Source organism: Prochlorococcus marinus str. MIT 9312 (genome assembly GCF_000012645.1).
GTDB lineage: Bacteria > Cyanobacteriota > Cyanobacteriia > PCC-6307 > Cyanobiaceae > Prochlorococcus_A > Prochlorococcus_A marinus_L.
The window spans coordinates 915,430-936,221 of record NC_007577.1; the positions used below are offsets into that span (position 1 = coordinate 915,430).

A 20,792-nucleotide genomic window follows, 5' to 3' on the forward strand; every position below is an offset into this window, starting at 1 on the left:
TTTCAGAAATTAAAAATTGAAATGGTGCAAAATATTATCGATGTAAGAAATTTATCTAAGTCATTTGATATTTCTTACAAAGAACCAGGCTTAAAAGGAACAATTAAACATTTTTTTAGAAGACAAACAAAAAGTTTAAAAGTTATAAAAGATATAAGTTTTGAAATTAAAGAAGGAGAAATAGTAGGTTTTCTTGGTGCTAATGGAGCTGGGAAAACAACAATTTTAAAAATGCTTTGTGGCTTAATTTATCCAAGTGAGGGTTCGATTTTAGTGTCAGGCTACTTACCTTTCATGAGAAAAGAAAATTTCCTAAAAAATATCACCTTAATAATGGGACAAAAGCAACAACTAATTTGGGATCTTCCGCCAATTGAATCACTTTATTTGAATGCATCAATATATGACTTAAATAAGTTCGAAGCTAAAAGGAGAATAAAAAAACTATCCGAAATGCTTGAAATTGATGAAGAGCTCTTCATACCTGTTAGAAAACTTTCATTAGGTCAGCGTATGAAGTCAGAATTACTAGCAGCTTTGATACACGAACCAAATATTCTATTTTTAGACGAGCCGACACTTGGATTAGATATTAATGCACAGAGAAATTTAAGAAAATTCCTTCAAAAATATAATAAGGAAACTAATGCAACAATATGCCTAACTAGTCATTACATGAAAGATATTACATCACTATGCAAGAGGGTTATATGTGTTCATGAAGGAGCTATATCATATGATGGAAAACTTGACCTATTATTAAAAAAACTATCTCCTGTTAAAGAAATATTAATAGTTTGTCGCTCAGAAGAAGATGCAATTAAATTAGAAAATTCCGGTTTTACGGTTAAAACTAAAATAAAAAATGAAATCACTATAAAAGTTGAAAACGACTCTATTACTTCTTCTCTAAAAACAATTCTAAATGATTTTGATATTGAAGACCTTTTTATAAATGAACCACCTATAGATGAAATTATTGGGAGGGTATTAATTAAAAAAGATTATGATATCTAATTTGATTAACCGCAAAATATTCACCTTATTAAAGGTGCAATATTCTAACATGTTGGAATATAGGGTAGAAATTGCATTATGGGCAATTTCAGGAATTATTCCTTTTTTCATGTTAAACATTTGGACAAACAATAATCTAAATGAATCGATAAACATTAGCGATGTTATGCTTTCTAGGTATTTCTTATGTGCTTTTTTTGTAAGACAGTTTTCTGTAGTTTGGGTTGTATTTAGCTTTGAAGAGGATTCTCTTATGGGGAAGGTATCTCCGTATTTAATTCAACCTTTAAATCCATTTTTCAGATATTTTGCACAACATCTTGCAGAACAAATAACAAGATTTCCTTTCGCACTAATAATCGCATTTTTCTTTTTTATATTCAATCCAGAAAGTATATGGATTCCAAATTTGGGTATTTTATTCTTATCGATAATATCGACTTTCTTATCTTTCTTAATTCAATTTTTAATTCAGTCAATAGTTGCATGTCTATGCTTCTGGACAGAGAAAGCATCATCGATAGAAAGATTGTTATTTATTCCAACTTTATTTCTCTCAGGTCTTTTAGCTCCAGTAGTTTCATTTCCCGAATATGTTAAATCTTGGATTTATTTAACTCCTTTTCCATATCTAATTGATTTCCCTGCGAACTTACTATCAGGTAATGAAACAAACATTAGTGGAGGCTTAACTATGCAAATTGCATGGATTCTTTTACTTTTCCCAATATTCAAAAAGATCTGGTCTGAAGGAACGAAAAAATATACTGCTATGGGCTCATGAATCTAAGAAAATATCTAAAAGTTTATAAAAAATTCTTACATACTTCTTTGGCTTCTGAGTTGGAGTATAAGACAAATATATTAATTGATTTAATTACTGCAATTTTAAGTTTAATAGGGAGTATTTTTCTATTATCTATTTTCTTTCAAAGTAATGGATATATTGGAGGGTGGAAATTTGAACAGGCACTAATAATTCAAGGTATTTATACAATTTTGAATGGAATAACTAATACATGGTTCAATCCAAATCTTACAGAAATAGTTAAGCATATTAGAGAAGGAACCTTAGATTTCGTACTTTTAAAGCCTATTGATAGTCAATTTTTCATTTCCCTAAAAAGAATTAGTCCATCTGGTTTTTTAGAAATAATGCTTGGATTTTGCTTATTGTTATACTGCATCAAAATTAATCAAATAAATTTAAATTTAACCTTTCTTTCTCTATGTTTAATTACGATAATCTGCTCAATTTGTATCTTATATAGCTTATGGTTTTTTATTTCAACAACTACTATTTGGTTTGTTAAAACATGGAATGCCACAGAAGTATTAAGATCGTTCCTTTATATTGGAAGATTTCCTTTAAATTCATTTTCATTTTCATTAAGAATATTTTTTAGTGTTTTCATTCCTATTGCATTTATAACTACAATTCCCTCCGAAGTTTTCTTAGGTATTTCTCAATTATGGAAAATATTGCTTGAAGTTATTGTTGCTTTAATATTTTGCTCTACTTCAAGAAAGTTCTGGTTATATGCATTAAAGTTCTACTCTTCGGCATCGAGCTAAATAAATATTATTTAACAACCTCCCTGCAAAATTCCCAAATTCTTTGTTTACTTTTCAGATTAGATAGTCGAGATAATTTCTTAAAAGTATTTGTTGATTTTTCAACAGATAAAAGCCTGCAGTTATAGTTGATATCATAATGTCTTGAAATAATTCGTACTTTAAATGCAACATCACAAAGAATAATTATTAGCGTGAGAAAAATTACAATAACAGAAAAAAGAGAAAATGATTTTGAATAATTTTCATTTTCAGTTTTTAATTCAAACTTCATTATTTAACTATATGTTTAGGGCACTTAATTGCTGCAATAGCAACGGCTGTAACTTTGAAATTTTCTGACTTCTCAATAACCTTTTTAACCTCTAATGGTCCAAATTTATTACTTGCATCACTGTAAGAAAGTAGTAAAGATTTATAATTATCATGGCCTAAATCTCTATATTCACAAAAATTATCTCCAACATAGTTCAAAAGAGTTAGTAATGTTAATTCAATCATTAAATCTTTTTAACTAACAAAGTTCATACGAATAATACAATGCATGACATTTTTTACAAGTTTAATTAATAAAATACTTGAAATCATGAAATAAGAAGTTTACTAATGTAATTTAAAATTAAAAAATTTTTTCAGAATTGTAATACTCACACTTATGAAATCATTAAAGCACTATCTGTAGTGGGTAAGTGTTAGTAAATATACACTACTTATAGGGGCTTGCATTTTATAAGAAATTGGTTTAAAAATAAGGTTCCCCATCACCCGGCCCCACGTTTGTGAGGCCTTTTTTTATAGGGTTTGAACCAATAGTATTTTTTAATACAATTAGATATTCATAAAAACATAGAGTAAAAAATAAAGCCAACAATGAATTTAACTTTATTAGCTCTTATGGCAATTTTCGGTCTTTTTTTGACCACAACTGTATTGACCTTATCATTTAATTAATCTATAAAAAATTCTTTATGGATTTAATCAATAAACTAATCCCAACAAACAGACAAACTGATGTAAAAGTTTTCTTGATCAGTATATTTCCTTTTAATTTTGACAAATGAGCCCCGAAATATCCTCCTGTAAAAGAGCCAATTATTAGAATTATTAATGTATTTGAGGGAATTGATCCTATTTTACTCAAAAAAACTGCTCCGGTAAAATTCCAAAAGATCCCAACAGTAAGGAATGTCAAACTTATAGCTCGAAGAAAATCCATTCCAAAGGTTTTTATTAAAAGTATTGTAACAAGCAATCCAGTTCCTGAAGAAATAGAACCATTCAAAATACCAATTAGGAAAATAAAAATTAAAAATCTAATTTTATAAACTGAATTAAATTTAGCTTTTCCAGATGATAAACCCAAATCTGATTTAAGGATTGAGTAAAAAGCCAATAATATTGAAATTATTCCTAAAAATAAATATAAATATTTTTCAGATATATATTCAACTATTGAGGCTCCAAGAATAACTCCTGGCAATCCAAAAATCAAAATTAGCCAAGCAACACGTATATCATTTCTTAGAGATTTGTAATTTCTTAATGAACCTCCTATTCCTAATGCTACTGTTGCTAATTTATGACTAGCCAAAGCCTGATAATAAGGAATCCCAAATAAAATCAATGCTGGCAATTGAAGTAATCCTGCTCCACCTCCAGAAATTGCTGAAAAAGTATTAGAAAAGAAGGAGATCAAAAAGATAGAAATAAATTTATATAAAGAGTTATCAACGTTATCTACTAATGTAGTTAAAAAATAAAGCATTAAATCTAAATTCTAATATTTAATAATTAAATATTCTTATTTTATAAGAAACGAACTATTTACAAAGTATTATCTTCTCTGTTTCAATCAAACTTTAAAAAAACTGTTATTATCTAAAAAATTATCAAGAACATTATGCATAGGCAAGATGCAATTTACCTTGATCAACTATGTCCCAAGATAAGTAATAAAAGTTGGAGAGAGTCACTTCATAAACTTACTAAATATAAATGCATTTATTGCGGTAAACCATCAGAATCCCTTGATCATCTTCATCCAATGTCACAAGGAGGTAAAAGCAGTACAAATAATTGCGTGCCATGTTGTTTGTCATGTAATGGCAAGAAATCAGATTCCGAAGTTCTTAGTTGGTACAGAAAACAAAATTTTTATGATCCTAGAAGAGCTATGGCAATACGAGCATGGCTTAATGATGATTTAAAACTAGCGTCAGTTCTTTTGAACTACTTAAAGTAAAATTAAATAATTAATTTATTAAAATCCCTAAAAATTTATTTTATCAAGCATAAAACTAACATCCCATTTTGGTAAATAATTATTTTGTTTTAAATTATTCTTTTTTCTTTGGAATTAATTTCATAGCTCCTTAAAATTGAAATGTTAGAATAATCATCTTTCCACATTATTGGCGAATCTATAACTTTTCTTTCCGGAGATTTTACTGAAAAAATCAATCCAAACACAAAAAGGATTGTAATCAAGATTAAAGACATTACTAGTTTGTCTGGAATATTATTCATTAGCTTAATCTATCTAGAAAATTTTTTGTCAGGAGTTGTTTTTTCGTATATTTCTAGAAAATAAGATTTAAAATAGTCAACTCCCAACTTGCCAATTAATCCAAATGACCAACCACATTCATTTACTACTTGTAAGGAAATTTGATTTGCCAAGTCATCTTTCTCAATCCATTGTTTTTGTGGATTGTAAGAAAAAGATATAATATTTTCTGTTTTTAATATGGCTGATTTCATTGCTTCATCTTTAGAAAAACCATTTTGAATAGCCTTGCAATATTTTCTAGAGAAATTATTAGAGATCCTATTTTGTAGTAAAGAAACACTAGGATCTGACTTTTCAAATGCTAAACCTATTGGAGGATTAAATAGATAAATTATAAAGAGAACTAAACCAAAAAAGAAATTTAACAATAGCTATTAATCAATATTTATAAATTATATAATAGTTTCTTTTTATTTTCTTTTCAATTTAATCTTATAAAAATTAAAAGCTAAATTTAATTTCAATTTATTAATAATTAATAGTATTGCAATAAGTTCAGTAATAATATTCAAAGGTTTATTTGACTACTAATATGTACGATTCATTGATGACTCTGCTATTTTTCCCTGATTGGACAAACGGATTACCATCAGACTTTCTAATTCTTCATTTTTTCGTTGGGGCTGTGATTTTTCCATTCAACATGATTCATGCAAAAGCAAGAAAAATCGATAGTAATAATCCACAGGAAGCAGCTAATGGATATAAAAATTCAGACACTACTACATTTTTTGGCTTCGAAGAAATCAATTAAATTTTAATAAAATTAATTAATTGATTATAATTTTCCTAAATACTTCCTTAAATCTTAAAATTTTTAGTCCTAGTGAACCCTTAGGTATATTGATCTTGTTTTTAGGATTAATATTTACTTATATGATTTTCTATATTATTTATGCTGTAAGCACTAATAAAGAATCAATCGAAGATATAAAAATAAGAACAAAAAAGGAGTCTTTGCAAAAGGAGAAAATAGGAAAATTATTCCCTAAGAAAAAATAAATTTAATTGTTTTATTACTATTCAGCAATCTATTTATATTATTGATTATTAAATCAGTAGGATCAAAAAACATTAATTTTAGCTCTCTTAAGTCAAACATTTTTCTATAAATCATTATTTTAACAACTCAATTTTTCGTGTGAGAAATTAATTTTGTATTAATACAGCAAAAATATTTTCATAACTAGAAAAAAATGTTAAAAATGAAGAAATGATTTAGAAACTTGGAGAATTCATCTCAATATCTATTTCTAGCTAGTGGAGCAAAGAATGGAGAAGGGTTTTGGATTGTGGGAGTCAAAAGTTGTGATGAAACTATTCTTGAAGATAAAAACCTTTTAGATTGTCATAGAAAAGAATTAATAGGAAATGAATCAGCAAAGGATATTCTTTTCGCTATTAATTTAAACATAAACAATTTATTTAATGAACTAAAAAATAAAAATTTTTTAATTAAAAGACCTTCCATGGGGATTTCATTTGATATACCACTAGATATCTTGGAAGGTATATTTGATTTTTGGTTAGATATTTATAAAAATCAAGAAGCTTGGGAAACTTGTATAGGTCTTCTTAAAGTTAGAAAAAGAATTTCCCTAACAAACCTAATTGAAAGCGAAGGTTTAAAGGGTAACTCTAAAAAATGGGCTATAAAAGTTGAAACTTTACATACTTATGTGCCTACTGTACCTAGGATAGAAAAGTTAAATGAACCTATGTGGAAATAATACTATCTTTAATTAATCAATATATTTACTTCGTAGGATATTTAAGTAAAAATAAGATTATTTAATAATTAAAAATGAATAAGCCATATTCTTTTAATAACGATCAAATGAACGGAATAGTGGAGGATACTTACACCAACATAATAAAAGAATGTGAAAACCTAAAAAAAAATACTAATTGCCCAAATGAGCAGGTAGTAGCGCTTTTAAGTGTAATCGCCTCAAATTTTGCTACTACAACTGATAAAAGCTTAAATTAACATGACAATTTATTTTACCTGGAATGATTTTGATAAGAGCGTATTACACATAGCTAATAAATGTAAGTCTTTAGAGTTATCTGGAATATATGGAGTTCCTCGCGGTGGTTTATGTCTCGCTGTAGCACTAAGCCATAAATTAAATATTAATTTAATTTCAGAGCCAAGAAAAAATTCATTAATAGTAGATGATGTTTATGAAACTGGTATTACATTAAACACTTTAAAAGATATAGATGGAGCTACGTTTTTTGTATTATTTAGTAAGATGAAAACTAAATGGTGGAATACTGTATTTATATCTAAAAAAAGCGAATGGATAGTTTTCCCATGGGAAAACACTTCTAATTTCCAAAGCGATCGCAACGATTACATCATAAAAAGAGGTTTAAGTTGAAAAAAAAATTATATTTAGCAAATCCATATGGCTTTTCAAAACAAACAAAAAAACTCTTAAATGAATTTATTAATATCTTCAAGGATTTAAATATAGAAGTATATGAACCATTTGAAAGGACGAAACACATTCTAAAAAAAGATGGTGAATGGGCATATGAGCTAGCAAGACGTAATTTCCATGATTTGCAAAAATGTGATTGCATTTTTGCAATTGTGAATGGAACGCCTCCAGATGAAGGCGTAATGATTGAATTAGGTATTGCAATTGCACTAAAAAAGAAAATCTTTTTATTCAGGGATGATTTTAGAAATTGTTCTGACAGCAATCAATACCCCTTAAATCTCATGTTATTTCTTGGACTGCCAAGATATAATTGGGAAAAATATTTTTTTGAATCCTTAGAAGATATAAAGAATAACAAAAAAGGATTTATAGATTGGGCAAAACAAACTAAATAAACAAAAAATTTTTGAGTAAAATTTTTAAATATAAAAAATAAATCTGACAAGGTGTTAGAATATAACTTTATTAAGGAAATTTTGACACAAGTTACAGTTGGAGAGAATGAGGGAATTGAGTCTGCCCTAAGAAGATTTAAAAGACAAGTATCAAAATCTGGAATCTTTGCAGATTTAAAAAGACTTAGACATCATGAAACCCCTATTGAAAAATACAAAAGAAAGTTGCAACAAAGAAGAAAAGCAAGAAGAAGATAATTTGAACTAGGCTTTATAAGTAGTCTTGAATTTATATTTTTAATATTTTAGTAAGTTAAAAAAATAATTATTTAAGCTTTTTAAGCTTCTTAACAAGATTTATTCCAACACCTGATACGGCAAGAAGATCGTTTTCGTCTGCTTCAATAACTGCATTAATTGTTTTAAATCCAGCCTCATATAGAGCCTTAGCACTTTTAGCTCCAACGCCAGGAAGTGTCGTTAAGGTTTGAATATTTTTCTTTGAACTTTCTTTTTTTGATTTTGTCTTTGTTTTTGTAGATTTTGGAGACTTAGTTATTTTTTTTTCTTTTTTTAATTTAGTTTCAGAGGATGCTGGACTTTTAAATAGAATAGATTTTAGTTTACTTAGAATTTTTGTAATCATTGATATATTAAAGCAATAAAATTATATCTTCCAATTAAATATTATCAAAATCCAAAAGAATTAATAACAACACTAAAAATAATTGAAAAAAATAATTTATTTACACTTATATAAAGACACATAATTAATATTTGTGCAAGCTTAGGAATCTTATAAGTGATTTTACATTACTCTGAAAGTTTTAAAAAAAGAAAAATGGTTACTTTTCAAAATAAAAAGTATTTACTAATAGTAAAATTAGAATTTTATTAGTAAGACGAGCACAGTAAAATGAAGGTTATATTTATAAGTGGTCCTTCTGGTAGCGGTAAAACCACCTTATCAAATCAAATAATATTAGAAATTAAAAATGGTATTGTTTTAAGTACGGATAATTACTACAAAACAAATCTAATAAGTAAATTTCTTTCAAAATTTGTAGAAGGTTATTTCGATAAAAGTATAAGTTTTAATTACAATTTATTTAAAAATGATTTTAATTTAATTCTAAAGAATGGAATTTCAATGCATGAGCGTTCTTATAATTTCGAAAAGAAAACAATGAAAAATTTATTAAGAGAAACAAATAATATTAATTTTTTAATTGTCGAAGGTATTTTTGCTAAAGAATTCTCAAACACTTTAGATAATTTAAATTATTTTTTTTTAGAATTAAAAATTAATAAAAATGAGTGTCTAAAAAGAGTTATACAAAGAGATTTAAAAGAAAGGGGGAAGTCAAAAAATCAAGCAAAAAAAGATTTCTTAAAATCATGGGATATTTATTATGAAAACATCAAAAATAAAAGAATAAAAAATAAAACAAATGAATTCATTATTACAAAAAATACTAATATTGATGAAATACTTAAAAAAATTATTTAATTAAGTCTTTTATTTTTTTCACTAATGTTAAAGCACTTAAAATTGAGCCTTCAATCCTACCAAATCCTTCTCCTTCAAACCAATCTCCGCAAAAACCAATTCTATATTTTCTACTTAATTGTAAAGATAATGGGACGGCACATCCAGAAGGTTGAGAAGCTCTCCATTTCATAATAGTAATTTTCTCATTACAAGTTAATTGATTTACTGAGGAATTACCTTCAAACAGTTCATTGAAATTTGTAAATATTTTTTGTTTAAAAAGATCTTCATCTTTTGCATTTATATAAGAATTAATAAAATCTATATTTCTTGAATGTACTACAATACCTAATTTATTATTATCATCTAGCTGAAAAATAATCCTTTCAAATTTATATTTATTCTCTAGATTCTTATTTAAATAAAAATATCTTTGTTTTTTAGAATAAAAATCTTTAAAACTATAATTTACATTTGTATAAATTAAAAAAGTTAACCTAGGAATAAATGATTGTTTACCTAAAAAATTTAAAAGCAAATCAATTTTTATATCTTTATTTTTAGGAATAGCTTTTCTTAATGGGATTTGATTTATGTTTAATATTTTTAATGACCTTTTGTGTAATAACAAATTAGTTGTAGAAATAAGAAATTTAGATTTGTATTCATCTCCATTTTCAGATGTTAATGTCCATTCATCATTATTAAATTTCAAATCAACTATTAATGTCTCAAAATAATAATCTATTTTTCTCCTTGAATCATTCAACTGTATTATCTTTTGTGATAATTGACTCATAGAAAATAAAGAAAGATAATTTACCCCGCAAGTAAATTCAGATTTATTAATGGTATCTAAATTAGATGCCTCATCTAGAAAAACTAATTCTGAATAATCTTGTTTAATAAATTTATTATCCAATAATTCATCAATATATCTTTTTAATAAGAGGTTATTTTTAGAGTTGCAAATATTGAAATTTGGAGCACCATGATTAAGACTCCATCCTTTAAATCTTTTACTTATTCTTGTACTTGATCTCCCTCCAAGTCCCCGTCCAGCCTCAAATAAAGCAATCCTTTTTGTAATGTTATTATCTAGATACTTTGAAGTAAAAACGCATGATGATATTCCTCCTCCTATTATTATTAAGTCGTATGTAGAATCACTTTTCATAAGTCTGAAATTGATTGAAATTATCTTTTATTTTCTAAAAAAACTATTAAGAGAATCAAGTTTTTCTGATGATGAAAAATCAGTTTCAATAAGAGGAGTAATATTATTATATTTATAAAAACAAATTAACTCTCTTGTAAAATCATTAAAATCATCTAATGAATATAAATACTTTTCTGATATGTGAACCCCTTTCCAAGGACGAAATTTAAACCTTGCTATAAATTGTTTTGAAGGAATTAATAAACTCCCAAATAGATTTAATTTTTCATATTTAGCTTTGTTCTTAATAAAAGCCACTTCATTCTGAAGTACTTTAATATCTGTGCCATATTGAAACCAAACTGAATTTATTAATCCTGTAGAAATTTTCCTCTCAAACCTATCTCTTTCTGAAGGCGATTTATAATATTTTTTTAAGTATGGATTATGAGCTATACCTAATTTAATTTTTACAACTTTTTCTTTTTTTATTTTACTTAAAACATTAACAGAATCAAAGTTTTTTTTCTTATTAGATCCTGATAAAAGAAGAATTTCATAATTTCTATTTGAATAAGAGTTTTTTAAAAAATCTAAAAAATCATAATATGATTTTTCTTCATTTTTAGAGTATTGATGATAAAGACTATAGTGATAAGTTACATTAAATTCTTGGAAGTTTTTTGATATATATTTAATGGTGGAATTAAACAATTCCTTCTTAATATTACCCTTGCATGGAATGTTGATATTTGTTATTTCATTAAATTTGCAAAACTTAAGTTTATTTTCTAATTGTAAAATATTTTTAAAGGACAATTCAAACCTTAAATTATTAATCATCAATTAGTAAATAAAACTTATATTTAAATATTTTAACGAAAACAAGCATCTGATATGATTCTAATTTTTGAGACATTATCATTATTCCTTCTCTTAATTAAATAGCTGGGTGAAACCTCCAATACTGCTTTTATAGAAATTTTATCTTTTGATGATTTTTTAATGATATTATTGAAACATTGCCAGTTCTTTGGAATTATTATTCCAGGCCAGGACAAATAAAGACCTGCAAAAATCCCAAAAAATAGAATCAAAAAAGATCTCATATCAAAATATTTAATATGATTAAATAATATAAGCAAAAAGGCAATTTAAAAGTTTACAAGAAAATAGTTAATTAATTTTATATTTTTTTTTTAGGAAATCATATAACCATAAAAGATTTTAATGTACTCGAGAGGTTAGAATATCAAAAAGTATTTTGAAAAATATGGCAAGCCAAGACTATCTAATTGCAATAGCATTAATAGAGCAAAACCTTGTTAGAGCGATGCCTCTTGGAGGGAAAGAAATCAAAGGTAGTATTGAGGAACCTGAAAATTTCAAGAAACTTGGAGAGGAGGTCATTTTAAATCTTCTCCTTAGAGTGTTTCAAAGAAGCGATGAAGGTGCATTGAAGAGGTCTTCTGAAGATAATGGATTACTTCTGGTTAATATGCATCCTAAAAGGATGCAGAAAGAACTTCCATTTATTAAGTCTGAATGGATAAGAGACGGAGATACTCAGCAATTTTTAAAATACCTTGGCAATTTATCTAAAGAAGTATGGACTGCTTCATTTGTAAAATACAAAGGAATTGAATTTACTTCTATCTCAAAAAATGATGAGATCTAAAATTTCTATATTAATTTTCACTTTAGAGGATTTCTTTTTTTAGCTTATTATTTTCCTTTGAGATCCTAAAACAATTCTTACCATTTCCAAAATCTATTGAATAATATTCAACATCATTTTTTATATGCAAAGCACAATTGCCTTCAATACAAATACACGATTTAATAATTTCTCTCCTTATAACATCATTAACGTAAGGTTCCCTTTCTTTCTCTTCGTCAAAATGAGGACAGGCTACATCATTAACTATCCCTAGGCAATCTAATATAGACAATTCTCTTGCAAAAGAATCAGTAATACCCTTATCAAACCAACAGATAGCTCCAGCACTTACACCACTCATTACAATTCCTTTTTCATAAGCATTTTGTAAAATGTTATGTAAATTCCATTCTTTCCAAACTGCCAACATACTTTTAGTATTCCCTCCTCCAACATAAATGATATCTTGACTTAAAATTTTCTCCTCTAAGTTCTCTGTTCTTGAGAAAAAATCTATATGACTTGTTATGCAATCAAGCTTAGAAAATGCTCTATAAAAATTCAGTTTATAGAGACTACTGTCTCCAGATGCTGTAGGTATGAAGCATATTTTTGGTCTTTTTTTATTAATTAAAGAAATTAAATATTTCTCAATTTCAAGAGAGCCTAAAGATCTTCCAAATCCACCTCCCCCAATTGCGACTATATTTTTACTATTCATATTAAATGTATGATTTGTTTATGAATTTAAGACAAATTACTATTAAAGATCAAATTGAATTAAAGAAGGTTTATTTTGATTCAATTCAATCATTAGATGAAAAAATATATACTAAAGAACAAAAAAGAGCCTGGTCAAGTCAAGCATGGGATAATCAAAATTTTAATAAGTCAATAACTCAAGGAAAAGGATGGCTTTTAAGTGAAGAAGGAATAATTATTGCTTTTGCTATAAGATTTCCCATCAATAGAATTGCTTTATTTTACTGTAAAGGTAAATTCCAGAAAAAAGGCTTTGGCTCTAAGTTACTTAATAAATTAGAAGATGAAGCCAAGAAGGAAGGTTTAGATTCTCTTTCAACTGAAGCTAGCTTGATAAGTTATAAATTATTTCTTAAAAATGAATGGAAAATTATACGTAAAGAAAAAATAAATATAAACGATATTTTTTTTGAAAGATATAAAATGATTAAAATTATTAATTAGAATAAATTAATGCTTAGAAAAAGCAAAGGGATAATAATCATTCAAAGAATGCTAGTCTGGGCTTTATACTTTTTTTCAGGATTTATACTTTATTCAAACAAAGGTAGTTTATATTCTTTTTTAATTACTTTTTCAAGAATTTTTTATCCATTATCTATATTTTGGTTGCAAATAAGAATTAAAAAAAGGACGAATTTTCTGCCTATCGATTCAAAAATGGGGACATCACAATTATGGTTTAATTTATTACCCGTTATTGCATCTCTATTAACAGTAATTTTTTCTATAACAAATGCTTTCTTTTATATATTTGAAAAATTAATTAACTTCTAAATTAAAAAAACTAATTTATCTCTATTAAAATTTATTTCATAAAAACATAATGTAAAGAAATTTGCTTTTTACTTAAATTTGTTTAAATTTTAATTAGAAACCAAATAGAAACATGAAAAATATTTCATTAAAAGGAAATATGAATTTTCATAATAAAGAAAAAGAAATAATTAATTATGAATTTTTCTCTTTAAAAATCACAGATAGTTTATATAAAAAAGATATTGGTAAATTTCTAGAGACTCTTTCTTCTCATTTTATTTAGGAAAACATATTAAATTTCTGATCTTCAAATTATAACAGTCTTATAAATAAATAAGTTTTTGAAGGATAATAAGTAAAATCAAATAAAATCTAATGCAATTATTTCTTGCTGACTGTCAATTTCCAAATATTGAAAATCAAGTTAAGGCTTATCAATTATTTGTCGAAGTCTGGGAAAACGGTGAAATGGCAAAATCTGATAAAACAGACAAATTTGAGATGTTATTTAGAGTACATGCACCCGGCGAAGGGAGAGTAGTTTGTTTATGTAAGGCACAAAGCGATAAAGAAATATTTGAGCATTTTGCTCCATGGAGAGCCAAATTCGGTATTCATATGGAATTTACACCTGTAATAAGTTGTCAAAATGTTGTTGATTACCATAAAGATTTGTTCAAAACCTTAGGAAAATAAGCTTGAAGCTAAACATTATAATGATTAAACCTTTCCCCAGTCTTATCTATAAAAGAAAAGATAAAAACTTATCTTCTTCAAAAACTACGCCTATGCAAGAAGAAAAAGTTAAATCTAAACCATTAATAATATTTGGTTCCATCATCTCATTAACTTCTATCTTTTTACTTTTATTTACCATTAATAATAAATTTGGATGATTTGAGTAATTATCACTAATAGTTAATAACAAAAATTATTTATCATAAGTCAAGAGTTATTAAACATATGGCATTTAACGAAGGTGGGATGGCATCAGGCCTTCTTATCATTGCAGTATCAATAGTTTTTGCAGCAGGTTTTGGATTTTTAGTATTGCATTTTGTCCCTGGAACACCATTTTAATAAACCATGTTGGATTAAATATCACTAGATATATTTAAACACTAACAGTTTCTAAATCCTGGATTTGTCTATCCTCAGGATTAGATTTATTCTTTAATTTGTATACATAAACCAATGAACCTAAAGCAATACTAGTAGAGGCTAATATTCCTGATATGAGTATTAAAGCAAAAAGACCTCCTATTAGCCCCCCTTTAAGCCTCAACAAGTTTGATTTTATTAAAAGAATTGATAAAAAAACAATAGTTGCTTTTAGAGAAGAGATTTTCAGAAAAGTCAATGTATAAAAAGGGTTTAACAGCATCTCATTAGCAATTTAAATTAAATATTATTCTAGAAATAAATTATTAAAACCGCACAAAAAAAAAAGACTCTAATGAGTCTTTTAATTTAAATCTATAAAAGATTTATTAATTTATGCATCTTTATCGAACTTGCTTAGGTTAGGGCCTGCAACCAAACCAACTAGAGCAAAAAGAACTAAAGATAGGACACCAACAGCAGCTGCATAAGGATTGAAACCACCTAAAGAAAAGGAAGCTAATAAATTCATGATTTAAAAAACAAATATCTTGGAGTTAAGCATACAGAATATTTGAGGGAAATATACCTATATTGAGACATTTCTTCGTAATTATGAAAATATTTAGCTAAATCCTTCATTACCAACACACAAATTTTTTATTTTTTATTTTATTATTAAGAGATACATAATAGCTTTTGATTGCATATTTAAGACAATTAACACTAATTTTCCCTAATGACTTCTAACTATACCTTTATTTATGATGGAGAATGTCCATTTTGCAATCATTTTGCAGAACTTCTAGAAATCAAAAGCAAGCTAAATAATATTAAAATTCTTGATGGTCGTAAGAATTTAAACCTAATTAAATCTCTTTTAGAAAAAGGTTATGACATAGATAAAGGTGCTATTCTCCTGAAAGATGAAGATATCTTTCATGGAGCAGAAGCAATAAATACTATTTGCAAACAGATAAAAAACCCTTCAAGTAGTCTACTTTTATTACTTTCTAGAATATTCAAATCAAATAAAAGGACAAAAGTATTATTCCCATTACTTGTTAGAGCAAGAAGATTAGCATTGATATCAAAAGGCATATCAACATCTCTAGTTTAAAATCAAAGATTTATAAACAATAAATAACATATTTATAAGCTTCTGTATCAATAAATGATAATTAATTATTTATTAGCTAGAACTAAGTGGTAACACTAAATATAAATGATAGAAAACTTCAATCCCTTTATTTCATTAGGCGGTGACAACCAAAAAGTTAATCATATGGCTGAAGCTGCACTTGAAATGAATTTAACATGCAATGATTTAAAGAAGGATTTAAATTTAACTGATGGGGATGTAGTTGATATGTTACAACTAGTTATGGATAGTTTTAAAAATAATAATTAATTTTAAATCGTTATAAATATTTTTTATATTCCTATTTATTTAATGAAAACAATACAAATTGAGTTTTCAAAATATGAATCAGTTAACTTCTTATGGTCTGAATTAATAGAGGATTACGGATTTGATAAAGCCAGAAAAATAATTTCTCAAGCTATTGACTTACAAAAAATGAATGGCACGAAAAATACCACTATGCCAATCATATTTTCTGGAACAGGAGGATTAGCTCTAATACCCAAACAAATGCTAGAAAAAGAGGATTTTAAAATTAGTTATAAAGATAATCAAGTTTTAATATTTAATCTAAAAAGAAAGTCATTTCAAATTTTAAATGAAGCAAACTAATATATATTAGTACCTTCTCGATAAAGTCAAAATTACTTTATAGTTTAGTAAAACAATTTAGTGATAATGACTTTTGAGGCGACCTACCTTGGATCAAATGGTTGGTTTATAAATTTTAAAAAAACTAATTTAATTATTGATCCTTGGCTCAAAGGAGATTTAATTTTTCCACCTGGAGAATGGTTTTTCAAAGGCTCATTAGAACAAGATATTTCGATCAATAAAGATGTAGATATCATTTTATTAACCCAAGGATTACCTGACCACTGTCATATTCCTACATTAGAAATGTTTAGAAAGGATATTCCCATAATTTGTCCTAGAAGTGCTAGTGGAATATTAGAAAAAATTGGTTTTACTTCAATTGCGATTCTAAAGCCGAATGAAAAAACTCAACAATTTAATTTAAGTTTTGAAGCTACTGCTGGGGCTCCAGTCCCACAAATAGAAAATGGATATATTGTTAGAGACGATGAAGATAATAGCTTTTATATAGAACCCCATGGATATCTTGATGAAAATTTAGACAAACAAAATCTTGATGCAGTAATAACACCTACAAAAAATTTAGAATTACCCTTAGTAGGTTCTTTTGTAAAAGGTGCAGAGGTAATACCTAAATTGATTAATAAATTTAATCCGAAATTTATACTCTCAAGTACCGTTGGGGGGGATGCAAAATATTCAGGTTTTTTAAATAACTTTATTTCAGTACAAGATTATAAAGAAGAATTGAATTGTAATCTTATTAATTTAGAGAGTATGCAATCTATTATGATTTAAATTGATCTTAAAAATCCTTAAATTTCTCATTTAGAATCAACGTAAATTCAATTTATAAAGGAGTACAAAAATTCATTCATTTTTATATACCTCAATACTTTTTTTAGTTCTAAATACAAGTTATTTTTGTGACAATGCAAAGCTTAATCTTGTGATTAGAAATAATATTAATGGTGACTTCACCATAATAAAAAAGATATCTGAGTTAAAGCCAGGTGCATTTATCAATATAAATTGGAATAAAAAAAATCTTATGCTTCCTTACTCTCTAAGGAAAGATTATATTTCATTTACAGACAGAAAATGGGAATGGAGATACCAATTAAATAAAGATGGTTTTCCTAATATGAATAATCCATCATTAAATGAACTACTTCCTTCTGGGGAGATAAAAACACATCTTTGTGAATGTGAAGATAATAAGTCGAACTTATAATTTCAAGACAAGTATCCTAGATTATTCAATTCCTGAAACTTTTAATAAAGATGAACAAACCAATAAGTGAAAAGAAAATTTCAAGATATGTAAAACTTGAAGATTATAAAGTATTTGATTATGAAATACCTGAAATTTTTTTGGACTTCGTAATAAAGAAAAATTCAGTTAATGTTAAAACAACACTTAGATTGGTAAAAAACAATAAGAATACTAAAAATCTTATTCTTGATGGTATCGATATATTAATTAAAAAAATATACATAGATGACTCTCTTTTAGAGGAGAAAAATTATAAACAGCAAAAAAATAATTTAGAAATTAAAAATATAAATAAAGATAGTTTTTCATTAAAAATCGAAGGAATAATTAAACCAAAGGAAAATACATCCCTTTTAGGAATGTATGAGAGCAATGGAATAATAACTACGCAATGCGAGGCAGAAGGATTTAGAAGGATAAGTTACCACTCTGATAGACCAGATATTCTAAGCAAATACACAGTGAGGATTGAGGCTGACAAGAATGATTATCCAATATTACTTTCAAATGGTAACGTCGTGAAAGAAAATAAACTTACAAATAATCGACATGAAATAATTTGGGAAGACCCATATCCTAAACCATCATATCTATTTGCATTGGTGGCAGGGAAACTTAATTGTGTAAGAGACTATTTCATAACAAAATCAAATAAAAAAGTAAAAATAAATATATATGTCGAAGATGGCGATGAAAAATATGTTCAACATGCTATAAGTTCATTAAAGAAATCAATGAAATGGGATGAGGACAAATATAACCTTGAATACGATTTATCATTATTCAATATAGTTGCAGTTAGGCACTTTAATATGGGAGCCATGGAAAATAAAAGTCTCAATATTTTTAACTCAAAACTAATACTCGCTGATTCTGAAACAACAACTGATGAAGAATTAGAAAGAATAGAAGGGGTGATCGCTCATGAATACTTCCATAATTGGACTGGTAATAGAGTGACATGTAGAGATTGGTTTCAATTATCTCTAAAAGAGGGTTTAACAGTATTTAGAGATCAACAATTCACTGCAGACCTTCATAATCATGAAATAAAGAGACTTGAGGATGCAAAATTTCTTAGAAGAAATCAATTTAGGGAAGATTCCGGTCCAACATCACATCCTGTTATGCCAGAAAAATATCAAGAAATAGACAATTTCTATACGACCACAATATACGAAAAAGGTTCTGAAATAATTAGAATGCTTAATAATCTTGTAAAAGAAAAAAATTTTTATAAAGGATTTAGTAATTACATCTCAACTTATGATGGTAAGGCAGCAACAATAGAACAATTTGTCGATAAAATATTAGAGAACAATAAGGAAATTGATCCTGAAGAATTTATAGTCTGGTACAAGCAAAATGGCACACCAAAAGTTAACTTTAAGAGAATCTGGGATCAAACAGACAAAAAACTTACAATTCAAGCCTCTCAAAGTAATCCCATAAAGAATAACCCAAATAATGATTTACCTCTAATAATCCCTATAAATTTAGCTATATTTTGCGATGAAAATAAAACAATAAAAAAAACAGTCGTTCTAAAATCCAAAAAACAAGAATTTATTTTTAGGAATGTAAGATCTCAGTTCCCAATACCTTTGGTAACTTATTTTCGAGAATTTTCTTCACCTGTAGAGTGGGGATCAGATACCACCTTGGATGAAGAATTTTTAATCTTAAAATACGAAAAAGATTATTTTATTATATCTAATACAGTAAAAGTATTCTATAAAAATATTATTGCATGCAGATTAAATGATAAACCAGATTTTAAAATCGAAAATAAATTAATAAGCACCTTAATATCATTTATAAACAATAGAGATATTAATTTATCTCTTTTATCAGAATTACTAAGTATTCCGACTTTTGCTGAAATTGAATCAGAAATGATAAATATAGATCCTTTAAAAATATATAAAACTATTGATGAACTAAATTATTTATTCGGTACCCGATTAAAAAAGGAATTATATTTTAAGCTCCAAGAAATAGAAAAAAATCTAGATAAAGTTTGGCCTGAAGGAAAACATGAAAGGAAGTTAATCGAAACTATATGGAAACTTCTTTTGCACAGTAATGATGAGGAAATAAAAAACAAAATAATTAATTATGTCGATGGTACTTCGATGACGCTAGCAAAAGCTGCATTGAATTCTTTTAGTAGGATTGATTGTCCTGAGAGAAAAATAATATCAAAGATATTTTTCAATAAATGGAATAATAATTGTTTAGTGTTGGATAGTTGGTTTGCATTCAATGCATCTATAGAAATTAATGGAAAAACAAGTAGCATTGAAAAATTATTTGAAAATAAGTTTTTTGATTCAAAATCACCAAACACATTAAGAGCAATATTAAATACTTTCGTAACAAGAAATAGTATTTTTCATGCAATGGATGGATCTGGTTATAAATATATTGCAAAAAAGATAACTCACTTTGATAAATTAAATCCAATCGTAATTTCCCGTTTTGTGAAGGTATTTAGTAGATACAATTATTATTCAGAACCATACAAAAGTAATATGATTGAAACTATTAAACAGATCAAAAGAAATAAACTTTCAACAAATACTAAAGAAGTTTTAGATGCGATAATAGAGTAGATGTCTTTATATTTAATTAAATATAATAATAGAAATTGTAATTATAAGTAAGAAAATAAATACAAGATATTTATTAATAAAAATATCTTTAAATAAATTTTTATTATGATCTTTATTCCACTTTTTATTGACGTATTCCTTAGTTATAAATTTATTAGGTCTGCCACAATATAAACATGTTGGAGATGTAAGTAAAATTAAATTTTTACATTGGGAGC

General features: G+C 26.5%; 34 protein-coding genes. 22 read left to right on the forward strand and 12 right to left on the reverse strand.

The window, feature by feature from the left end; translation table 11 throughout:
- Positions 1 to 21: 21 nt before the first annotated feature.
- From PMT9312_RS05025 to PMT9312_RS05035, 3 genes are read left to right on the forward strand one after another with little or no spacing between them, the layout of a single operon-like run.
- A complete protein-coding gene (locus PMT9312_RS05025; protein WP_011376533.1) occupies positions 22 to 1,017 on the forward strand; it encodes an ABC transporter ATP-binding protein in 996 nt (331 codons plus the stop codon).
- Positions 1,007 to 1,801 (forward strand): ABC transporter permease, encoded by a 795-nt coding sequence (locus PMT9312_RS05030; RefSeq protein ID WP_011376534.1) that lies wholly within the window; start codon positions 1,007 to 1,009, stop codon positions 1,799 to 1,801. Before PMT9312_RS05025 ends, PMT9312_RS05030 begins: the two co-directional genes overlap by 11 nt.
- A complete protein-coding gene (locus PMT9312_RS05035; RefSeq protein ID WP_011376535.1) occupies positions 1,798 to 2,592 on the forward strand; it encodes an ABC transporter permease in 795 nt (264 codons plus the stop codon). The genes PMT9312_RS05030 and PMT9312_RS05035 overlap by 4 nt, the downstream gene beginning before the upstream one ends.
- A 7-nt stretch (positions 2,593 to 2,599) precedes the next feature.
- Here the strand turns inward: PMT9312_RS05035 and PMT9312_RS05040 are convergent, their stop codons facing one another.
- The 3 genes from PMT9312_RS05040 to PMT9312_RS05050 form a co-directional block, all read right to left on the reverse strand.
- A complete protein-coding gene (locus PMT9312_RS05040; protein WP_011376536.1) occupies positions 2,600 to 2,866 on the reverse strand; it encodes a hypothetical protein in 267 nt (88 codons plus the stop codon).
- Positions 2,866 to 3,093 (reverse strand): hypothetical protein, encoded by a 228-nt coding sequence (locus PMT9312_RS05045; protein ID WP_011376537.1) that lies wholly within the window; start codon positions 3,091 to 3,093, stop codon positions 2,866 to 2,868. Before PMT9312_RS05045 ends, PMT9312_RS05040 begins: the two co-directional genes overlap by 1 nt.
- Positions 3,094 to 3,544: 451 nt before the next feature.
- A complete protein-coding gene (locus PMT9312_RS05050) occupies positions 3,545 to 4,357 on the reverse strand; it encodes a sulfite exporter TauE/SafE family protein (RefSeq protein ID WP_011376538.1) in 813 nt (270 codons plus the stop codon).
- Positions 4,358 to 4,492: 135 nt separating this feature from the next.
- Here PMT9312_RS05050 and PMT9312_RS05055 point away from each other — a divergent pair, with 135 nt between their 5' ends.
- On the forward strand, positions 4,493 to 4,834 hold the full coding sequence (locus PMT9312_RS05055; protein ID WP_011376539.1) for an HNH endonuclease: 342 nt from the start codon (positions 4,493 to 4,495) through the stop codon (positions 4,832 to 4,834).
- Positions 4,835 to 4,923: 89 nt separating this feature from the next.
- Here the strand turns inward: PMT9312_RS05055 and PMT9312_RS05060 are convergent, their stop codons facing one another.
- Both PMT9312_RS05060 and PMT9312_RS05065 read right to left on the reverse strand, forming a co-directional pair.
- A complete protein-coding gene (locus PMT9312_RS05060) occupies positions 4,924 to 5,118 on the reverse strand; it encodes a hypothetical protein (protein ID WP_036924512.1) in 195 nt (64 codons plus the stop codon).
- A gap of 9 nt (positions 5,119 to 5,127) precedes the next feature.
- Positions 5,128 to 5,529: a hypothetical protein gene (locus PMT9312_RS05065; protein ID WP_011376540.1), complete on the reverse strand. Its 402-nt coding sequence runs from the start codon at positions 5,527 to 5,529 to the stop codon at positions 5,128 to 5,130.
- 179 nt (positions 5,530 to 5,708) lie between these two features.
- Here PMT9312_RS05065 and PMT9312_RS05070 point away from each other — a divergent pair, with 179 nt between their 5' ends.
- The 7 genes from PMT9312_RS05070 to rpsU all read left to right on the forward strand — a co-directional run bounded on the left by PMT9312_RS05070 (position 5,709) and on the right by rpsU (position 8,267).
- The gene (locus PMT9312_RS05070; RefSeq protein WP_225866658.1) at positions 5,709 to 5,915 is read left to right on the forward strand and encodes a hypothetical protein; all 207 of its coding nucleotides are present in this window, start codon (positions 5,709 to 5,711) and stop codon (positions 5,913 to 5,915) included.
- A 20-nt stretch (positions 5,916 to 5,935) separates the two neighbouring features.
- A complete protein-coding gene (locus PMT9312_RS10100) occupies positions 5,936 to 6,163 on the forward strand; it encodes a hypothetical protein (RefSeq protein ID WP_011376541.1) in 228 nt (75 codons plus the stop codon).
- Positions 6,164 to 6,387: 224 nt separating this feature from the next.
- Positions 6,388 to 6,891 (forward strand): hypothetical protein, encoded by a 504-nt coding sequence (locus PMT9312_RS05080; protein ID WP_011376542.1) that lies wholly within the window; start codon positions 6,388 to 6,390, stop codon positions 6,889 to 6,891.
- 74 nt (positions 6,892 to 6,965) lie between these two features.
- The gene (locus PMT9312_RS05085) at positions 6,966 to 7,151 is read left to right on the forward strand and encodes a hypothetical protein (RefSeq protein ID WP_036924505.1); all 186 of its coding nucleotides are present in this window, start codon (positions 6,966 to 6,968) and stop codon (positions 7,149 to 7,151) included.
- Position 7,152: 1 nt separating this feature from the next.
- A complete protein-coding gene (locus PMT9312_RS05090; protein WP_011376543.1) occupies positions 7,153 to 7,548 on the forward strand; it encodes a phosphoribosyltransferase in 396 nt (131 codons plus the stop codon).
- Entirely contained in the window at positions 7,545 to 8,009 is a 465-nt protein-coding gene (locus tag PMT9312_RS05095; RefSeq protein WP_011376544.1) for a nucleoside 2-deoxyribosyltransferase, read from the forward strand. The genes PMT9312_RS05090 and PMT9312_RS05095 overlap by 4 nt, the downstream gene beginning before the upstream one ends.
- 81 nt (positions 8,010 to 8,090) lie before the next feature.
- On the forward strand, positions 8,091 to 8,267 hold the full coding sequence (gene rpsU, locus PMT9312_RS05100; RefSeq protein ID WP_002806486.1) for a 30S ribosomal protein S21: 177 nt from the start codon (positions 8,091 to 8,093) through the stop codon (positions 8,265 to 8,267).
- A 67-nt stretch (positions 8,268 to 8,334) separates the two neighbouring features.
- On the opposite strand, the gene PMT9312_RS05105 is transcribed toward rpsU, so the two are convergent.
- Positions 8,335 to 8,655: a helix-hairpin-helix domain-containing protein gene (locus PMT9312_RS05105; RefSeq protein WP_011376545.1), complete on the reverse strand. Its 321-nt coding sequence runs from the start codon at positions 8,653 to 8,655 to the stop codon at positions 8,335 to 8,337.
- A gap of 270 nt (positions 8,656 to 8,925) precedes the next feature.
- Here PMT9312_RS05105 and PMT9312_RS05110 point away from each other — a divergent pair, with 270 nt between their 5' ends.
- On the forward strand, positions 8,926 to 9,519 hold the full coding sequence (locus PMT9312_RS05110) for a uridine kinase family protein (RefSeq protein WP_011376546.1): 594 nt from the start codon (positions 8,926 to 8,928) through the stop codon (positions 9,517 to 9,519).
- Here the strand turns inward: PMT9312_RS05110 and PMT9312_RS05115 are convergent.
- Both PMT9312_RS05115 and PMT9312_RS05120 read right to left on the reverse strand, forming a co-directional pair.
- On the reverse strand, positions 9,512 to 10,678 hold the full coding sequence (locus PMT9312_RS05115) for an NAD(P)-binding protein (RefSeq protein WP_011376547.1): 1,167 nt from the start codon (positions 10,676 to 10,678) through the stop codon (positions 9,512 to 9,514). The two genes, PMT9312_RS05110 and PMT9312_RS05115, sit on opposite strands and share 8 nt — an antisense overlap.
- Positions 10,679 to 10,705: 27 nt before the next feature.
- Positions 10,706 to 11,503 (reverse strand): hypothetical protein, encoded by a 798-nt coding sequence (locus PMT9312_RS05120; RefSeq protein WP_011376548.1) that lies wholly within the window; start codon positions 11,501 to 11,503, stop codon positions 10,706 to 10,708.
- A gap of 430 nt (positions 11,504 to 11,933) precedes the next feature.
- Between PMT9312_RS05120 and PMT9312_RS05130 the strand changes: the two genes are divergently transcribed.
- Positions 11,934 to 12,338, forward strand: a complete 405-nt coding sequence (locus tag PMT9312_RS05130; RefSeq protein WP_011376550.1) for a hypothetical protein — start codon at positions 11,934 to 11,936, stop codon at positions 12,336 to 12,338.
- A 22-nt stretch (positions 12,339 to 12,360) separates the two neighbouring features.
- On the opposite strand, the gene PMT9312_RS05135 is transcribed toward PMT9312_RS05130, so the two are convergent.
- Positions 12,361 to 13,041 carry a peptidase E gene (locus tag PMT9312_RS05135; RefSeq protein WP_011376551.1) on the reverse strand — a complete coding sequence of 227 codons (681 nt, stop codon included), beginning with the start codon at positions 13,039 to 13,041 and terminating at the stop codon, positions 12,361 to 12,363.
- A gap of 20 nt (positions 13,042 to 13,061) precedes the next feature.
- Here PMT9312_RS05135 and PMT9312_RS05140 point away from each other — a divergent pair, with 20 nt between their 5' ends.
- The 3 genes from PMT9312_RS05140 (at position 13,062) to PMT9312_RS05150 (ending at position 14,537) form a co-directional block, all read left to right on the forward strand.
- The gene (locus PMT9312_RS05140) at positions 13,062 to 13,526 is read left to right on the forward strand and encodes a GNAT family N-acetyltransferase (protein WP_036924501.1); all 465 of its coding nucleotides are present in this window, start codon (positions 13,062 to 13,064) and stop codon (positions 13,524 to 13,526) included.
- 445 nt (positions 13,527 to 13,971) lie between these two features.
- Positions 13,972 to 14,124, forward strand: a complete 153-nt coding sequence (locus PMT9312_RS09770) for a hypothetical protein (protein WP_193741845.1) — start codon at positions 13,972 to 13,974, stop codon at positions 14,122 to 14,124.
- 92 nt (positions 14,125 to 14,216) lie between these two features.
- Positions 14,217 to 14,537: a DUF3303 domain-containing protein gene (locus PMT9312_RS05150; protein ID WP_011376554.1), complete on the forward strand. Its 321-nt coding sequence runs from the start codon at positions 14,217 to 14,219 to the stop codon at positions 14,535 to 14,537.
- A gap of 46 nt (positions 14,538 to 14,583) precedes the next feature.
- On the opposite strand, the gene PMT9312_RS09775 is transcribed toward PMT9312_RS05150, so the two are convergent.
- From PMT9312_RS09775 to PMT9312_RS09780, 3 genes are all read right to left on the reverse strand, one after another.
- Positions 14,584 to 14,769 carry a hypothetical protein gene (locus PMT9312_RS09775; protein ID WP_036924499.1) on the reverse strand — a complete coding sequence of 62 codons (186 nt, stop codon included), beginning with the start codon at positions 14,767 to 14,769 and terminating at the stop codon, positions 14,584 to 14,586.
- A 186-nt stretch (positions 14,770 to 14,955) separates the two neighbouring features.
- A complete protein-coding gene (locus PMT9312_RS05160; protein WP_011376555.1) occupies positions 14,956 to 15,225 on the reverse strand; it encodes a hypothetical protein in 270 nt (89 codons plus the stop codon).
- A 111-nt stretch (positions 15,226 to 15,336) separates the two neighbouring features.
- Complete coding sequence (locus tag PMT9312_RS09780) at positions 15,337 to 15,474, reverse strand: hypothetical protein (protein ID WP_011376556.1); 138 nt, start codon at positions 15,472 to 15,474, stop codon at positions 15,337 to 15,339.
- 207 nt (positions 15,475 to 15,681) lie between these two features.
- On the opposite strand from PMT9312_RS09780, the gene PMT9312_RS05165 reads away from it, so the two are divergent.
- The 6 genes from PMT9312_RS05165 (at position 15,682) to pepN (ending at position 20,574) form a co-directional block, all read left to right on the forward strand.
- Entirely contained in the window at positions 15,682 to 16,062 is a 381-nt protein-coding gene (locus PMT9312_RS05165; RefSeq protein ID WP_011376557.1) for a DCC1-like thiol-disulfide oxidoreductase family protein, read from the forward strand.
- Positions 16,063 to 16,167: 105 nt separating this feature from the next.
- The gene (locus PMT9312_RS05170) at positions 16,168 to 16,353 is read left to right on the forward strand and encodes a hypothetical protein (RefSeq protein ID WP_011376558.1); all 186 of its coding nucleotides are present in this window, start codon (positions 16,168 to 16,170) and stop codon (positions 16,351 to 16,353) included.
- Between the two features lie 42 nt (positions 16,354 to 16,395).
- Positions 16,396 to 16,698 (forward strand): hypothetical protein, encoded by a 303-nt coding sequence (locus PMT9312_RS05175; protein WP_011376559.1) that lies wholly within the window; start codon positions 16,396 to 16,398, stop codon positions 16,696 to 16,698.
- A 66-nt stretch (positions 16,699 to 16,764) separates the two neighbouring features.
- Positions 16,765 to 17,481: an MBL fold metallo-hydrolase gene (locus tag PMT9312_RS05180; protein ID WP_011376560.1), complete on the forward strand. Its 717-nt coding sequence runs from the start codon at positions 16,765 to 16,767 to the stop codon at positions 17,479 to 17,481.
- A gap of 151 nt (positions 17,482 to 17,632) precedes the next feature.
- A complete protein-coding gene (locus PMT9312_RS05185) occupies positions 17,633 to 17,917 on the forward strand; it encodes a hypothetical protein (protein ID WP_011376561.1) in 285 nt (94 codons plus the stop codon).
- A gap of 50 nt (positions 17,918 to 17,967) precedes the next feature.
- Positions 17,968 to 20,574 (forward strand): aminopeptidase N, encoded by a 2,607-nt coding sequence (gene pepN / locus PMT9312_RS05190; RefSeq protein WP_011376562.1) that lies wholly within the window; start codon positions 17,968 to 17,970, stop codon positions 20,572 to 20,574.
- Positions 20,575 to 20,792 lie beyond the last annotated feature (218 nt).

Coding starts and splice junctions, on each gene's coding strand:
- PMT9312_RS05025 (WP_011376533.1), top strand. CDS start 22: ATGGTGCAAAATATTATCGATGTAAGAAATTTATCTAAGTCATTTGAT.
- PMT9312_RS05030 (WP_011376534.1), top strand. CDS start 1,007: ATGATATCTAATTTGATTAACCGCAAAATATTCACCTTATTAAAGGTG.
- PMT9312_RS05035 (WP_011376535.1), top strand. CDS start 1,798: ATGAATCTAAGAAAATATCTAAAAGTTTATAAAAAATTCTTACATACT.
- PMT9312_RS05040 (WP_011376536.1), bottom strand. CDS start 2,866: ATGAAGTTTGAATTAAAAACTGAAAATGAAAATTATTCAAAATCATTT.
- PMT9312_RS05045 (WP_011376537.1), bottom strand. CDS start 3,093: ATGATTGAATTAACATTACTAACTCTTTTGAACTATGTTGGAGATAAT.
- PMT9312_RS05050 (WP_011376538.1), bottom strand. CDS start 4,357: ATGCTTTATTTTTTAACTACATTAGTAGATAACGTTGATAACTCTTTA.
- PMT9312_RS05055 (WP_011376539.1), top strand. CDS start 4,493: ATGCATAGGCAAGATGCAATTTACCTTGATCAACTATGTCCCAAGATA.
- PMT9312_RS05060 (WP_036924512.1), bottom strand. CDS start 5,118: ATGAATAATATTCCAGACAAACTAGTAATGTCTTTAATCTTGATTACA.
- PMT9312_RS05070 (WP_225866658.1), top strand. CDS start 5,709: ATGACTCTGCTATTTTTCCCTGATTGGACAAACGGATTACCATCAGAC.
- PMT9312_RS05085 (WP_036924505.1), top strand. CDS start 6,966: ATGAATAAGCCATATTCTTTTAATAACGATCAAATGAACGGAATAGTG.
- PMT9312_RS05090 (WP_011376543.1), top strand. CDS start 7,153: ATGACAATTTATTTTACCTGGAATGATTTTGATAAGAGCGTATTACAC.
- PMT9312_RS05105 (WP_011376545.1), bottom strand. CDS start 8,655: ATGATTACAAAAATTCTAAGTAAACTAAAATCTATTCTATTTAAAAGT.
- PMT9312_RS05110 (WP_011376546.1), top strand. CDS start 8,926: ATGAAGGTTATATTTATAAGTGGTCCTTCTGGTAGCGGTAAAACCACC.
- PMT9312_RS05115 (WP_011376547.1), bottom strand. CDS start 10,678: ATGAAAAGTGATTCTACATACGACTTAATAATAATAGGAGGAGGAATA.
- PMT9312_RS05120 (WP_011376548.1), bottom strand. CDS start 11,503: ATGATTAATAATTTAAGGTTTGAATTGTCCTTTAAAAATATTTTACAA.
- PMT9312_RS05130 (WP_011376550.1), top strand. CDS start 11,934: ATGGCAAGCCAAGACTATCTAATTGCAATAGCATTAATAGAGCAAAAC.
- PMT9312_RS05135 (WP_011376551.1), bottom strand. CDS start 13,041: ATGAATAGTAAAAATATAGTCGCAATTGGGGGAGGTGGATTTGGAAGA.
- PMT9312_RS05140 (WP_036924501.1), top strand. CDS start 13,062: ATGAATTTAAGACAAATTACTATTAAAGATCAAATTGAATTAAAGAAG.
- PMT9312_RS09770 (WP_193741845.1), top strand. CDS start 13,972: ATGAAAAATATTTCATTAAAAGGAAATATGAATTTTCATAATAAAGAA.
- PMT9312_RS05150 (WP_011376554.1), top strand. CDS start 14,217: ATGCAATTATTTCTTGCTGACTGTCAATTTCCAAATATTGAAAATCAA.
- PMT9312_RS05160 (WP_011376555.1), bottom strand. CDS start 15,225: ATGCTGTTAAACCCTTTTTATACATTGACTTTTCTGAAAATCTCTTCT.
- PMT9312_RS09780 (WP_011376556.1), bottom strand. CDS start 15,474: ATGAATTTATTAGCTTCCTTTTCTTTAGGTGGTTTCAATCCTTATGCA.
- PMT9312_RS05165 (WP_011376557.1), top strand. CDS start 15,682: ATGACTTCTAACTATACCTTTATTTATGATGGAGAATGTCCATTTTGC.
- PMT9312_RS05170 (WP_011376558.1), top strand. CDS start 16,168: ATGATAGAAAACTTCAATCCCTTTATTTCATTAGGCGGTGACAACCAA.
- PMT9312_RS05175 (WP_011376559.1), top strand. CDS start 16,396: ATGAAAACAATACAAATTGAGTTTTCAAAATATGAATCAGTTAACTTC.
- PMT9312_RS05180 (WP_011376560.1), top strand. CDS start 16,765: ATGACTTTTGAGGCGACCTACCTTGGATCAAATGGTTGGTTTATAAAT.
- pepN (WP_011376562.1), top strand. CDS start 17,968: ATGAACAAACCAATAAGTGAAAAGAAAATTTCAAGATATGTAAAACTT.